The sequence below is a fragment of the Amycolatopsis sp. Hca4 genome, assembly GCF_013364075.1.
GTDB lineage: Bacteria > Actinomycetota > Actinomycetes > Mycobacteriales > Pseudonocardiaceae > Amycolatopsis.
The window spans coordinates 126,404-139,329 of record NZ_CP054925.1 but is presented as its reverse complement, the minus strand read 5'-3'; the positions used below and the strand labels follow the sequence as shown (position 1 = coordinate 139,329).

Annotated in this window: 15 protein-coding genes and 1 pseudogene; 5 read left to right on the top strand and 11 right to left on the bottom strand. The window is 70.6% G+C overall.

All coding sequences use genetic code 11. The features are described 5' to 3' along the window. Positions 1-24: 24 nt before the first annotated feature. The gene (locus HUT10_RS00585; protein ID WP_176169379.1) at positions 25-735 is read right to left on the bottom strand and encodes an MBL fold metallo-hydrolase; all 711 of its coding nucleotides are present in this window, start codon (positions 733-735) and stop codon (positions 25-27) included. 166 nt (positions 736-901) lie between these two features. Here HUT10_RS00585 and HUT10_RS00580 point away from each other — a divergent pair, with 166 nt between their 5' ends. Beyond that, positions 902-1,384: a hypothetical protein gene (locus tag HUT10_RS00580; RefSeq protein ID WP_217709531.1), complete on the top strand. Its 483-nt coding sequence runs from the start codon at positions 902-904 to the stop codon at positions 1,382-1,384. 87 nt (positions 1,385-1,471) lie between these two features. Here HUT10_RS00580 and HUT10_RS52010 read toward each other — a convergent pair whose 3' ends face one another. The 4 genes from HUT10_RS52010 to HUT10_RS00565 all read right to left on the bottom strand — a co-directional run bounded on the left by HUT10_RS52010 (position 1,472) and on the right by HUT10_RS00565 (position 3,660). Beyond that, positions 1,472-1,765, bottom strand: a complete 294-nt coding sequence (locus HUT10_RS52010) for a hypothetical protein (RefSeq protein WP_368660819.1) — start codon at positions 1,763-1,765, stop codon at positions 1,472-1,474. Positions 1,766-1,785: 20 nt separating this feature from the next. Further along, entirely contained in the window at positions 1,786-1,971 is a 186-nt protein-coding gene (locus HUT10_RS49765; RefSeq protein ID WP_217709529.1) for a hypothetical protein, read from the bottom strand. Between the two features lie 117 nt (positions 1,972-2,088). Next, positions 2,089-2,697, bottom strand: a complete 609-nt coding sequence (locus HUT10_RS00570; protein WP_176169377.1) for an N-terminal phage integrase SAM-like domain-containing protein — start codon at positions 2,695-2,697, stop codon at positions 2,089-2,091. A gap of 81 nt (positions 2,698-2,778) precedes the next feature. Beyond that, a complete protein-coding gene (locus tag HUT10_RS00565) occupies positions 2,779-3,660 on the bottom strand; it encodes a LysR family transcriptional regulator (RefSeq protein ID WP_176169376.1) in 882 nt (293 codons plus the stop codon). 103 nt (positions 3,661-3,763) lie between these two features. Here HUT10_RS00565 and HUT10_RS00560 point away from each other — a divergent pair, with 103 nt between their 5' ends. After that, positions 3,764-4,375 (top strand): dihydrofolate reductase family protein, encoded by a 612-nt coding sequence (locus HUT10_RS00560; protein ID WP_176169375.1) that lies wholly within the window; start codon positions 3,764-3,766, stop codon positions 4,373-4,375. On the opposite strand, the gene HUT10_RS50275 is transcribed toward HUT10_RS00560, so the two are convergent. The 3 genes and pseudogenes from HUT10_RS50275 to HUT10_RS00550 all read right to left on the bottom strand — a co-directional run bounded on the left by HUT10_RS50275 (position 4,344) and on the right by HUT10_RS00550 (position 6,233). After that, positions 4,344-4,685: a hypothetical protein gene (locus HUT10_RS50275; protein WP_254896594.1), complete on the bottom strand. Its 342-nt coding sequence runs from the start codon at positions 4,683-4,685 to the stop codon at positions 4,344-4,346. The two genes, HUT10_RS00560 and HUT10_RS50275, sit on opposite strands and share 32 nt — an antisense overlap. 122 nt (positions 4,686-4,807) lie before the next feature. Beyond that, positions 4,808-5,470, bottom strand: a pseudogene (locus HUT10_RS50270) (hypothetical protein); the annotation flags it as partial. Between the two features lie 250 nt (positions 5,471-5,720). Continuing rightward, the gene (locus tag HUT10_RS00550; protein WP_176169374.1) at positions 5,721-6,233 is read right to left on the bottom strand and encodes a DinB family protein; all 513 of its coding nucleotides are present in this window, start codon (positions 6,231-6,233) and stop codon (positions 5,721-5,723) included. A gap of 54 nt (positions 6,234-6,287) precedes the next feature. Between HUT10_RS00550 and HUT10_RS00545 the strand changes: the two genes are divergently transcribed. The 3 genes from HUT10_RS00545 to HUT10_RS00535 are packed head-to-tail and all read left to right on the top strand — an operon-like array spanning position 6,288 to position 10,620. Then, a complete protein-coding gene (locus tag HUT10_RS00545) occupies positions 6,288-7,148 on the top strand; it encodes a hypothetical protein (RefSeq protein ID WP_176169373.1) in 861 nt (286 codons plus the stop codon). Between the two features lie 53 nt (positions 7,149-7,201). Then, a complete protein-coding gene (locus HUT10_RS00540; RefSeq protein ID WP_176169372.1) occupies positions 7,202-8,872 on the top strand; it encodes an ABC transporter ATP-binding protein in 1,671 nt (556 codons plus the stop codon). Continuing rightward, entirely contained in the window at positions 8,869-10,620 is a 1,752-nt protein-coding gene (locus HUT10_RS00535) for an ABC transporter ATP-binding protein (protein ID WP_176169371.1), read from the top strand. Before HUT10_RS00540 ends, HUT10_RS00535 begins: the two co-directional genes overlap by 4 nt. Positions 10,621-10,662: 42 nt before the next feature. Here the strand turns inward: HUT10_RS00535 and HUT10_RS00530 are convergent, their stop codons facing one another. The 3 genes from HUT10_RS00530 to HUT10_RS00520 all read right to left on the bottom strand — a co-directional run bounded on the left by HUT10_RS00530 (position 10,663) and on the right by HUT10_RS00520 (position 12,901). Beyond that, positions 10,663-11,541, bottom strand: coding sequence for an RICIN domain-containing protein (locus HUT10_RS00530; protein ID WP_176169370.1), 879 nt, complete (start codon positions 11,539-11,541; stop codon positions 10,663-10,665). A gap of 116 nt (positions 11,542-11,657) precedes the next feature. Further along, positions 11,658-11,867: an MbtH family protein gene (locus HUT10_RS00525; protein WP_176169369.1), complete on the bottom strand. Its 210-nt coding sequence runs from the start codon at positions 11,865-11,867 to the stop codon at positions 11,658-11,660. An 11-nt stretch (positions 11,868-11,878) separates the two neighbouring features. After that, positions 11,879-12,901, bottom strand: a complete 1,023-nt coding sequence (locus tag HUT10_RS00520; RefSeq protein ID WP_176169368.1) for an ABC transporter substrate-binding protein — start codon at positions 12,899-12,901, stop codon at positions 11,879-11,881. Positions 12,902-12,926: the final 25 nt, after the last annotated feature.

Genomic DNA, 12,926 nt, shown 5'->3' with positions numbered 1-12,926 from the left:
TTTCACCCCGTGGAACGACTTGGCTCAGCCGCCGAACATGACCTTCCATTCGTCCAGCGACCGGGGCCGGTAGACGAAGTTGGAGCGCTTGACCTCCGAGAGCGCGGCCGACGGCTCGGCCGAGTACTGGTGCCCGGGGTAGACCACCGGGTCACCGGGCAGGGCGGCGAGCGCCTGCAGGCTGCGGTAGATCTCGTCGGCGTCACCGCCGGGGAAGTCGGTGCGGCCGCAGCCTTCCAGGAAGAGCGTGTCGCCGGAGACGAGCTTGTCCTCGACCAGGAAGCACTGGCTGCCGGGGGTGTGCCCGGGCGTGTGCAGCAGCCGGATCGGGATGGCGCCGACCTCGAGCACGTCGTCGTGGTCGTGGGCGCGCAGGTCGGTGCCGGAGACGCCGGTGACCCGCTTGACCCACTCGGTCTCGGCCCCGTTGACGTGGATCGGCACCGGTTCGACGGCGAGCAGCTCGGCGATCCCGGGCAGCGAGAAGCCGAGCATCTCGCCGCCGACGTGGTCGGGGTGGTGGTGGGTGGCCAGCACGCCGGTGAGCCGCATGCCGTCCTGCGCCAGGACGTCGAGGAGATCCCGCACGGCGTAGGCGGGGTCGACGATGACGGCCTCGGAGGTCTCGCGGTCGCCGATCAGGTAGGCGAAGTTCACCATCTGCGTCGCGACGGGATCCCCGACGGCGAAGTCACGCCCGGCGAGCAGCTGCCGGAAGTAGAGCCGATCAGTCATGCCGGACACCCTACGGGCCACTCTCCGCCCGAACCGAATTGACCTCTGACCTGCGCAAACGCGTCCCAGTCTTCCCGTGCCCTTGAGCAACAGACAGCCCATGTGACAACAGTATGACAACAAGCGTTCCTGAGCGTGCAACACGGGAAGGGCCACAGGCGACCACGTGATCATGCCCGACGAGGAAACCCCCGCGCCTGATCAGTCACCCAGCGACGGTGCAAATTCGCAACCTCAAGATCCTGAGAAGCGAGCCGATCGACGAGTAGCAATCATCTCAGTCATCGCAACCGCTGCGCTTGGCGTACTTGGTGTCGCAGGGACGATCGTCGGGTCAAAGCTGAGCGTAGATGCATCCATCAGAAACCAAGAATTCCAAGCATCCGAACTACGAGCAAAAGAAAATCGAGAAAAAAGAACTGACACTTACTTCAATTTCTTAGATGCAGCCGAAAAATACGCGACCGCCACTACGGCCCTTTACTACTGCCGATACCCGCCCACCATCGGCGGCCAGATTACTCACTTGCATCTTGACGAATGCACCAATGAAGCCAAGCTTCAATCTTTAGCCCACGACGCTTTGCTGACCACCGGAACAAAAGTTTATGTTTATGGCTCTCACCCGCCGAATCTCAAGCCGACATGATCATTAATTCTCTTCCCTCGAATCCATATGATAATGATCGCCTTGCCAAATTCGAAACAATACCTTTTGATAGGTCACTTAAGAAGTTCAAACAAATAATTTGCGGCGAGCTTCTGGCTCAACACGACGATCGTCCGTCGTGCAACTAGCGCCCGGTTCGCCTCTGAGTGCTAGTTGCACCATTATCACCGACGTTGTACTCGCACAACCGGCGTTCGATGCGTCAGCGGAGCCTCTCAGACGCCGACAGACACCTGCGCGCGGCACGATCGCGTGCGTCGCGTCGGCAGCAGCGGCCGCAACCTCCGGGTAGACCGATGTGTAAGTGTTCGAGGTCGGCGCCATGTTTGAGTGACCAGGCTTCTCTTGAATGACCTTCATGTCCACACCCGCCGCGAGCATCAACGTGGCTGCTCCGTGACGAAGATCTGTAGGCGGATCATCGGCAGTTCAGCAGCCCGGCAGATGCGTTCGAACTTGTCAAAAACCCAGTCAGGGTTGAGCACTGAGCCGTCAGCCTGCGTGAAAACCTTGCCGGAGTCGATCCGTGCTTCGCCCCAGGCCAGACGCTGTCCGTTCTGACGCACGCGGTGAGCCCGGAGCACGGCAGTACCTCTACCCTGAGCGCAATCTCACGTCCGCCTGCGTCGGACTGGGCATGCCTTCAACGATCTGGCCGCTTAGCCGTATGACCTGCCGTTCGATCATGACCACTGGATACCTCGCCCGCAACGAGCAGTCCGACGACCACTCCAGCCCGCACACTCACCGCAACGTGGGCCGCGATGCACCATCCGATACCACATCGCGTACAGCGGGTGGTCGGCAACGTAATCGAGAAACTGGCCGGTGTGGTCGGCTCGCCAGGCCATGACCGCACGCTCCTCGGTCCACACCATCGGCTTCGGAGACTTGCCGCTCGGGAGCTTCACCAGCGCTGCGACGTTGACCGCGATTGGCCCATCCTCCGCCCGGATGGCGTTGTTCAGCGCTGTACGCAGCATGGACCGGATGCACTGCTTGCTGGAGTTGCAGACGAATCGCACGCGCTTGGGCAATCGGCCGGCGAGGATCAGCTCGTTGCGCTCGTCGATCGCCTCGATCACCGCAGCCACGTGAGCGACCCGCAAATCGATAAGGCGGATGTGGCCGATGCGCGGCAGCCAGTAGCGGTTGATGTGCCCGCGGTACAACTTGATCGTGTTGGCCTTGATGTCCTTCTTTCCATTGAGCCACGTGACCAGGTACTCCCCGACCGTCTGACGGTCGTTGATGATGACGCCCTTCTTGGCCTTCGCCTTCATCGCGTCCATGGCGTCTTGGGCGTCTTCTTTGCTGTCGAAACCTCCACGAGCTACTTACGGAAGTAGCGCCGATCAGTCATGCCGGACACCCTACGGTCCGCTCCGCCCCGGTGCGGCGGCCCGGGTGAGGGCGGCCAGGACGGCGGCCACCGCGGGCGGGTCCGGCGGGTCGCCGTAGGTGGCCGCGTGGATGCGGCGGTGGACGCCCGGGAGTTCGGTCGCGTGAATGCCGGGATGGCGATGTGCTTCCAGTGCGAGCCCGGGCAGGGTCGCGACACCGAGGCCGGCGGCGACCAGGGACTGCACGACGACCATGTCGTCACTGGACGAGCCGAGCCGCGGACGGAAACCCGCTCCCGCGCAGATGGCGGTCAGCTCCGCGCGGCACCGGGGGCAGCCGCCGATCCAGGCCGAGTCGCGGTGGTCGGCCAGGCTTTCCCCCGGCCGGCGGCTGATCAGGTGGATCGGGTCGTCGGCGAGGTGGCGGAAGCGGAATCCGTCCTCCTCGAGCGGGGCGCCGGCGTGCTGGAAGACGAGGGCGGCGTCGAGTTCGCCGCTGCGCAGCATGGCCAGCGCTTCGACGGGATGCCGGTCGACCAGGGTCAGCTCGAGGCCGGGGTGCGCCTCCGCCAGCGACGCGACCGCTCTCGGCACGAGGGTGCTCAGCGTCGACGCGTTGGCGCCCAGCCGGACGCGCCCGGCTCGCAGGCCGACCTGCGCGGCCAGCTCTTCGGCCGCCGCGTCCACGCGTCCGGCGATTTCGGCGGCGCGGTCGGCCAGCAGGCGGCCTTCCGGTGTCAGCCGGATCCCGCGCCCGGCCCGCTGCACGAGCCGGGCGCCGGTGGCCGCTTCCAGGCGGGCCAGGTGGTGGCTCACCGACGGCTGCGAATAGTGGAGTTCGCGGGCCGCTTCGGTCACCGAACCGTGCCGGGCCACCGCGGCCAGGACCTTGAGCTGGACCAGGTTCAGCATTCATCAAGTTTATCAATGGGTTGCCGGCTCAATTGACATTGGACGTCATGGGATGTCCCGGCCATCCTGGTTCCGGAGCAGCTCGACCCAGGAGGACACGGACATGACCGGCAAGGTGACCTGCGACCTCACGATCACCCTCGACGGGTACGCGGCCGGACACCACCAGAGCGAGCAGCGCCCGTTCGGCGACGACGGCGGCGACGGCTGGGGCGACAAGCTGCACGCCTGGTACGGCGAGGGCCGCGACGAGCACGCGAGCGAGTTCGACCGGATGCTGACGGCCAAGGCGTTCATCATGGGACGCAACATGTTCGGCCCGGTCCGTGGCGAGTGGGACCGGCCGTGGACGGGCTGGTGGGGCGACAACCCGCCCTACCACGGCCCGGTCTTCGTGCTCACCCACCACGCGCGCGAGCCGCAGCCGATGGCGGGCGGCACCACGTTCCACTTCGTCACCGACGGCATCGAGGCCGCGATGGCCCGCGCCCGCGAGGCGGCGGGCGACGGCGGGATCTCCGTCCACGGCGGACCGACCACCGTGAACCAGTACCTCGCCGCGGGCCTGGTCGACGAACTCCGGTTGCACGTCGCGCCGTACACGCTCGGCGACGGCGTCCGGTTGTTCGACGGCGTGCCGCCGCTGAACCTCGAGCAGGTGGACAGCCGGGCGACCACCTCGGTCACGCACCTTCGCTATCGCGTCCTCCGCTGAGTCCGGCCCACTGGTGGACGCTCCCCCGGTGCAGGGCGGCGTAGGCCCGGTCCCTGAGGACGTTCGCCTCCCGATCGGACAACGTCCGGTCCAGGGGCCGGAGCACCAGGCGGACCAGCAGGTTCTTCTGGTCCGGCGTCGCGCCGAGCCGGGCTCGCGCCTGCGCCGGCAGCCGGGCGTACGAGGTCTCCTGCCGGATCTCGACCGACTCGACGACGTCGGCTTCGTCGCCGAGCGCGTCGCGGACGCGGTCGCCGAGGTCTTCGGCACGGTCGCCGGCCGGCACCGCGATCGACAGGTCGCGGCGCACCGGCGGCAGTGCGGAGACGGGCCGGTAGGGGTGAGGTCCGTCAGCTGGCCGGCGACGGCCGGCTCGGTGGAGCGCAGCAGCCGGATGTCCGGGATGCCCTTGCGCAGCATGACCATCCGGTCGAGGCCCATGCCGAGCGCCAGGCCGGACCAGCCGTCGTCGAGCCCCGCCCGCGCGAGGACGCCCGGGGCGGCGAGGCCGCACTCGGCGACCTCGACCCAGCGCCCGTCGTGTTCGACGTCGAGCTGCGCACCGTCCACTGTGTACGGATGACGGCGGGGTTCGAGCCGCCACCGCCGGTCCGGCACGAGGGCGGCGACCATCTCCTCGAGGTCGGCCGGGGTGACGCTCCCGCGGACGATCCGCCAGAGGTCGAGCTGGTGCGGGGTGCCGCTGTGCAGCCGGTCGATGCTGTCCCGCCGGTAGACGACGCCCGGGCAGACGAGCAGGACGTCGTCTTCCGGGTCCGCGGCGAGGCTTCGCAGTGCCGCGGGGACGAGGGCGGTGGAGTGGCTGCGCAGGACGTGCCGGTCGTCGACGTACCGGGTGTAGCGGGCGTCGCGCGTGACGTCGGCGGGGTCGTAGCCGAGGTTGTCGTAGTTGTCGGCCACGGTGACGATGCGGTCGCCCGGCCACCGCCGGACGATGCACGGCCAGCCGCCGGTGAGCGCTTCGACGGCTTGGTCGACGACGAGCTGGACAGCGTGCGCCCCGGCGGCCGGATCGGTGAGGTCGCGGACGGCGAGGTCACGGGCGAGCTGAGCAGGGGTGAGTGTTGCGGGCATGGCGGAACCTCCGGGCTCGGGTGGGGTTTCGGGGGCGGTCCCCCCTGGCCCGGGCGGCCCGGCGAAGGTTCAGGCGGACATGGCGCCGGGACCCCGCTGGCGCCCGGAACGGGCCAGGGGGCCGGTAAATCGGCGGTACTCCGCGACGACGGCCACGGATCCAGGATAACGGCGCTTGTCACCCGTATTTCCGCCGAAACCTCTCCTTCCCCCTCCCGAGCCCACCCGCCGCCACCGCCTCACCGGTCCGTCACTCGCCCACCTCCCCGTCCGCCAGCTCCCGCAGCACGTCCAGATGCCCCACGTGCCGCGCCGTCTCCTGCACGACGTGCGTCACCACCCAGCGGACCGTGAACTCCGACCGCCGCCGCGTGCGGTCATCGGGGCCGAGGCCGCGCAAAGCCTTCTCCACCCGCCCCCACTCCGCCTTGTACGCCGCCACCACCGAGGCCGGGGTGTCCTCCGGCCCCACGTCCCAGCTCGGGTCCGGGCTCCCCGCCCACAGCGATGGCAGGTCCGCGCCGCCCGCCTCGATCGACAGCCACCAGCGCTCCACCGCCGTCAGGTGCTTCACCACCCCCAGTGCGCTCATCCTCGGCGATGACGGCAATGGTGTCGCCGACGCCTGCGGCAACGACAGCCCGGCCAGCTTGTTCACCGCCGTGGCGCGCAGGAACTGCAGGAAATCCAGCAGGAGACGCAGCTCGTCACCCGCCAGTGGCGCGGGCCACTGGCGGTGCGTCTTCGAACTCGTGTTCGACATGGCCGCACCGTACCGCACCGGTCCGACAAAACCGCGGCCAATAGAGTGGCCGGCATGTGGTGGGGACTGCTCTGCGCCTTGGGCGCCGCATGCGCGTACGGCGTGGCTTCGGTGATGCAGTCGGTCGCCGCGCGGGCCACGGACACCGGCACCGAGGGGGTCGACCCGAAACTGCTGGTCCGGGTGCTCGGCCAGGGGAAGTTCGTGCTCGGCCTGCTGCTGGACGTCCTCGGGTTCGTCGCCCAGATCGCCGCCCTGCACGTCCTGCCGCTGTTCGTCGTCCAGGCCGCCCTGGCCGCCAGTCTCGCCGTCACCGCCGTCGCCGCGCGGTTCCTCGGGGTGCGGCTCGGCACGAGGGAATGGGTCGCCGTCGGTGTCGTGTGCGCCGGGCTCGCGCTGCTCGGCGCCGCCGCCGAAAGCGAAGGCTCGGACCCCGTCGGGCTCGGGTTCCGGCTGGTGCTCGTCGGCGCGGTCGCCGTGCTCGGTGTGGCCGGGATCCTCGCCGGCAAGGCGAGCCGCCGGGTCCGGACGCCGGCGCTCGGACTCGTCGCCGGGCTGTGCTTCGGCGTCGTCGCCATCGCCGGGCGGATCATCCCCAGCCTCGCGCCGCTGGACCTGCTCACCGACCTGGCGACCTACCTCGTCGCGATCGCCGGCGGGATGGCCATGCTCTTCTACGCGACGGCGTTGCAACGCGGCAGCGTCACCACCTCGACGGCGATGATGGTGCTCGGCGAGACGATCTTCCCGTCGGTGGTCGGCGTGCTCGTCCTCGGCGACCGCACCCGCCCCGGCTTCGCGCTGGTCGCCGTCGCCGGGTTCGCCCTCGCCGTCCTCGCCGCGCTCGCCTTGGCCCGCTTCGGCGAACCGGCGACCGAGCCGCGAACCGAGACGAAGCCGACCGTCTTCCCGTAATTCCTTTACTTAGACTAGCCTTACCTATCCCAGCTCTGGAGAGGGAGGCGCGGGTGAGCACGACGGGACGGCAGGTCCTCCGCCGGTCGATCGCCGGGCAACGACGACCGGTGGCGCTGGCGGCGCTGCTGACCGCGAGCCACCAAGGCGGCGAAGCACTGGTCCCGGTGGTGATCGGCGTGGTGATCGACCAGGCCGTCGCGGGCGGTTCGGTGGGCACCCTGCTGCTCTGGCTGGGGGTGCTGGGCGCGCTCTTCGCCGTGCTGTCGACCAGTTACCGCCTCGGCGCCCGGTTCGGGGAACGCGCCGCCGAGCGCGCGGCCCACGACCTGCGCCTCGACGTCGGCCGCCGCGTGCTGCACCCCGGCGGCGTGGCCGACTCCGGCACCCTCGCCGGCGAGCTGGTGAGCATCGGGACGTCGGACGCCAAGCGCGTCGGCACGGTCAACGGCGTGCTCCCCTTCGGCGTCGCGGGCCTGGCCGGGCTGCTGGTCAGCGCCGTCGCCCTGCTGGCCATGTCGCTGCCGCTCGGCCTGCTCGTGCTGCTCGGCACGCCGCCGATGCTGTACCTGGCGCACCTGATCGGCAAGCCCCTCGAGCGCCGCAGCGAGGCCGAGCAGGAGCGCTCCGCGTTCGCCTCCGGCGTCGCCACCGACCTGGTCGCCGGGCTGCGCGTCCTGAAGGGTGTCGGCGCCGAACGCGCCGCCGTCGACCGCTACCGCCGCACCAGCCGGGATTCGCTGCGCGCGACCCTGCGCGCGGCCCGCGCCCAGGCCTGGCACAACGGCGCACTGCTGGCGCTGACCGGCATCTTCATCGCCGTCGTCGCGCTCGTCGGCGGCAACCTCGCCGCGGCGGGTGACATCAGCGTCGGCGACCTGGTCGCCGCGGTCGGGCTCGCGCAGTACCTGATCACGCCGTTCTCCCTCTTCTCCTGGGTCAACGGCGAACTCGCGCAGGGCCGGGCCTCGGCCGCGCGCATCGCGGACGTGCTGAACGCGGCCCCGGCCGTCGGCGGCGGGGACGCGGCACTGCCGGTGCCGCCGGCCGGGCACGTCAAGCTGACCGCGGTGAGCCGCGGCGCGCTGCGGGACGTCGGGTTCGAAGCACGCCCGGGCGAGCTGCTCGGCGTGGTGGCCACCGACCCGGCGGCCGCGACGGACCTGCTGGACTGCCTGGGCCGCGCCGCCGATCCCGCGGCAGGCTCGGTGTCGGTCGACGCGGTCGACCTGTCCACTGTGGACCCGAGCCGGGTGCGCGAGGTGGTGCTGGTCGCCGCGCACGACGCCGACCTGTTCGCCGGAACGGTCGCCGAAAACCTGGCCACCGGGCCGAAAACCGCCGAGGCGATGACCGCGGCGGCCGTCGACGAGGTGGCGAGCGCACTGCCCGACGGTGTCGCGACCGCCGTCACCGAACGCGGGCGGTCGCTGTCGGGCGGGCAGCGGCAGCGGGTCGCGCTCGCCCGGGCGCTGGCCGCCGACGCGCCGGTGCTGGTGCTGCACGACCCGACGACCGCCGTCGACACGGTCACCGAGGCCCGGATCGCCGCCGGGCTCGCCGAGCTGCGGCGCGGCCGCACCACCATCCTCGTCACCACCAGCCCGGCCCTGCTGGCCGCCACCGACCGCGTCGTCCTGCTCGACGACGGGCGCGTCGCGGGCGAGGGACGGCACGCCGAGCTGGCCGGCCGTCCCGACTACCGAGCGGCGGTGCTGTCATGACCCGCGAACTCCTGCCCGTGGCCGACGGGCGGCGGATCCGCGCCGTCCTCGGCGAGCTCCTCGGCCGGGAGAAGGGGCGCGCGGCCGCCGCGTTCACGACGCTCGTCGCGGCCACCGCGATCGGGCTGCTCACCGCGCCGCTGCTCGGCCGGGTCGTCGACCTGGTCGCCACGCACCGCCCGGCCACCGACCTCGTCACGCCGATCGTGGGCCTGGTGCTCGTCGCGGTGGCGCAGGCGGTGGCGACCGCGATCGGCGTGTCGCTGGTGGCGCGGCTGGGTGAGACGATCCTGGCCGAGCTGCGTGAACGCTTCGTCGAGCGCGCCCTCGGCCTGCCGCTGGAACAGCTCGAGCGCGCCGGGTCCGGCGATCTGACCGCCCGCGTGACGAACGACGTCTCGGTGGTCGCCGAAGGTGTCCGGCAGGCGCTGCCCGAGCTGGGGCGGTCGGTGCTGACGGTCGTGCTGACCCTGGGGGCGCTGGCCGTGCTGGACTGGCGGTTCCTGCTGGCGGCACTGCTGGCCGTGCCGATCCAGCTGTGGACCGTGCGCTGGTACGTGCCGCGCGCGAAGCCGTTGTACGCCGCGCAGCGCGAGGCGGTCGGGACGCAACAGCAGCAGCTGCTGGACACGATCGGCGGCGCGAAGACCGTCCGGGAGTTCCGGCTGGCGGACACCCACCTTTCGCGGGTGCGCGAGCGGTCCGATGCCGCCGTCTCGCTGGCGCTGCAGGGGATCCGCCTGGTGACGCGGTTCTACGCGCGGCTCAACCTGGCGGAGTTCGTCGGGCTGTCCGCGGTGCTGGCACTGGGGTTCGTGCTGGTCGGCGCGGACGCGGTCACGGTCGGCGTCGCGACGGCCGCCGCCCTGTACTTCCACAGCCTGTTCGGGCCGATCACGACGGCACTGGCGCTGGTCGACGACGCGCAGGCGGCCGCGGCCAGCCTCGCGCGGCTGATCGGCGTCGCCGACCTGCCGGCCGAGGCGTCGCCCGCGCGGCCGTCGCGGCCGGTGGACGCGTCGGTGAAGACGGCGGGGATCGGGTACTCCTATGTGGACGGTCACCCGGTGCTGCGCGACGTCGACCTGGGTGTCGCACCCGGCGAACGGGTGGCGCTGGTGGGCGCGAGCGGGGCCGGGAAGACGACGCTGGCCAAGCTGATCGCCGGCATCCACCGCCCGGACACGGGATCGGTGACGCTGGGCGGCGTGCCGCTGGAGGAACTGGGACCGGAGGCGACGCGGCGGACGGTGGGGCTGATCAGCCAGGAGGTCCACGTCTTCGCGGGCACGCTGGCCGACGACCTGCGGCTGGCCCGCCCGTCGGCCACCGACGCCGAACTGCGGGCGGCGCTCGCGAAGGTCGGGGCGCTGACGTGGGTTTCTTCGCTGCCGGACGGGCTGGCGACGGTGGTCGGCGAAGGCGGTCACCAGCTGACGGTGACGCAGGCGCAGCAGCTGGCCCTGGTCCGGCTGGTGCTGGCGGACCCGCCGATCGCGATCCTCGACGAGGCCACGGCGGAGGCGGGCAGCGCGGGCTCGAAGGTCCTGGAATCGGCGGCCGCGGCGGCCCTGGAGGGCCGGACGGCACTGGTGGTCGCCCACCGCCTCACCCAGGCGGCGGCGTCGGACCGGATCGTGGTCCTCGACGAGGGCGCGGTCGTGGAGTCCGGAACCCACGACGACCTGGTCGCCGCGGGTGGCCGGTACGCGAACCTGTGGGAGGCGTGGTCCGGCCAGCGCGCCTGATGCCACGGTGCCGGCCGATCCCGGCCGGCACCGCGAACACGGTCAGGCGATGGCGAGCTGCCACTTCTGCCAGTTCGCCGGGGAAGTGCGCTCATAGGTCGAGATGTTGCCGCCGCCGCTCGGCGTGAGGTAGGTCCCGCCGGCGACGTTGCGCACCCGGAACGTGCCGATCAGGTCGGGCTCGACCTGCCACTGCTGCGCCGGGTCGTCCGAGGCGCAGGTGCTCACCAGATCGACGCGCGGCGATCCGGACGACCCGGTGCGCAAGCAGGTGCCGGTGGTGAGGTTGCGCAGCTGGACCACGCCCCCGCCGAGCTCGACCCGCTGGAACTTCTGTTCCGCCGCGGCGGCGCAGTCGGCCTGCTTCGCGGCGGTGCCGACGGCCGCGACGCACTTGTGTTCCGACACGCTCTCGATCCGGACCACCCGGCCGCTGGTGTCCGGCGGCGGGACCGGCGCACTCCCGGTGACCCGGAACTGCCACCGCTGGTAGTCGCTGCGGCCGGCGTTCTGCAGGAAGACGCCGAAGTTGTCGTACAGGACGGTGTCGGCCACCCGGCCCGTCTTGGCGTGCGTCAGCTTCTCGCCGGCGAGCACCCAGTACTGCTCCGCGTCCTCGTCGTCGCATTCGTAGCGGACGACGTTGTCGATTCCTTTCACGCAGGTTCGGTCGCCGAGGTTGCGGAGAATCACTTTCTCGCCGTCCACGGGGATGCGCTCCCACTGCTGGGTTTGGGCGCCGGTGCAGGTCTCCACCGTCACCCAGGCATAGGTCGGCGCCCCGACGCCGAGGCATTTGCCCATGGCGACGTTCTTGATTTCGAGCGTCTGATTGGTTTCCGCCATCGCCGGAGCCGTGACTCCCGTTCCCATTGCCCATGCTGCCGCGATGACGACGAAGATGCGCGATCCGAGTTTCACCCGGCGGACGATAGCGACCCCGCGAGGAAGGGGGACACCGAATTGATTCGTGACAGGGCTGAATGGACGACACGCCGGGAGCCATTCGGCTTCCGGCGTGTCGTGCGGGAGGGTGGTCAGGCGTCCATGGCGTCGGCCAGGGACTTGGGGCGCATGTCCGTCCAGTTCGCTTCCACGTAGTCCAGGCACTCCTGGCGGGAAGACGGGCCGAAGGCGACCGTCCAGCCCGCCGGGACGTCGACGGACTGCGGCCACAGGCTGTGCTGGTTCTCGGCGTTGACCAGCACCAGGTACGTCCCGGCCGGGTCTTCGAACGGGTTGGTCATCGCGGGCCTCCTCAGGCGGTGATGTCCGTGCGGGCACCCTTGACCAGCGCGGTCAGCTTCTGGATGACCGGCGTGGCGAGCAGGTGGTTGAACCGCGGCTCGGCGGACCAGTCGCCGAGCTGGTTCGCCTTCACCGCGGGCAGCTGGTTCCAGGTCGGGAACTGCGTCATCTGGGCGCGCGGCATCGCGTACGAGCGCGAGTCGGTCAGGATCAGGTCGGCCGGGTACTTGCCCGCCTGCTCCCAGGACAGCTGCTCCCAGTAGTCCTCGCTGCCGCCGCCGGAGACGATGTCCAGGCCGAGCTCGCGGTAGTACGCCAGGTCGGCGAAGAAGTCCGGCTTGGCGATGTACAGGCCGTCCTTGTCGCCGTAGAGCACCAGGACCTTCAGTCCGGCCTTCTCCTTGGCCGCCGCGCGCAGCTCCTCGGACGCCTTGTCGAAGTCCTCCTTGGCCTTCTTCATGGTGTCCGAATTCGCGTCGCCGCCCAGGGCGACGGCCAGCTGCGCGTAGCGCTCGATCACCTTGGGCAGCGTGACCTTGTACTCCGACAGCGCGACCACCGGCGCAACCTGCTGCACCTTGGGGCCGAGGTCGCCGGTGAGCACCCACATGTCCGTCGGCTTGGTGCCGGTGAGTCCGGTGACGACCAGGTCCGGCTTGAGGGCGGCGAACTTCTCCATGCTGAAGTCGTCCCACGCGTTGCCGACCGAGGTGACGGCGTTCAGGTCGATGTTGCCGGCCTGGATCTCCTTGCCGCCGTCGGCGGTCTTCTGCGGGCCGAACACGCCGACCGGGCGGACGCCGTAGTCCCAGAGCGCCGCGGCCGAGCTGGCGTAGGCCACCACCCGCGTCGGACGCTGGTCGCGCGCGGCCTTCTGGCCGCGGTCGTCGGTGAACTCCCACGGGCCGGAAGAGCCCGCCGCCGGCTTGTCGCCGCCGCTGCCGCACGCGGTGAGGGCCGCGGCGGCCGCGAGGCCACCCGTCCCGATCAGGAAGCCACGCCGGCTGAGCCCGGCATTGGGGAACACGGACATGAGCACCTCTCGCAGACCAGCAGTT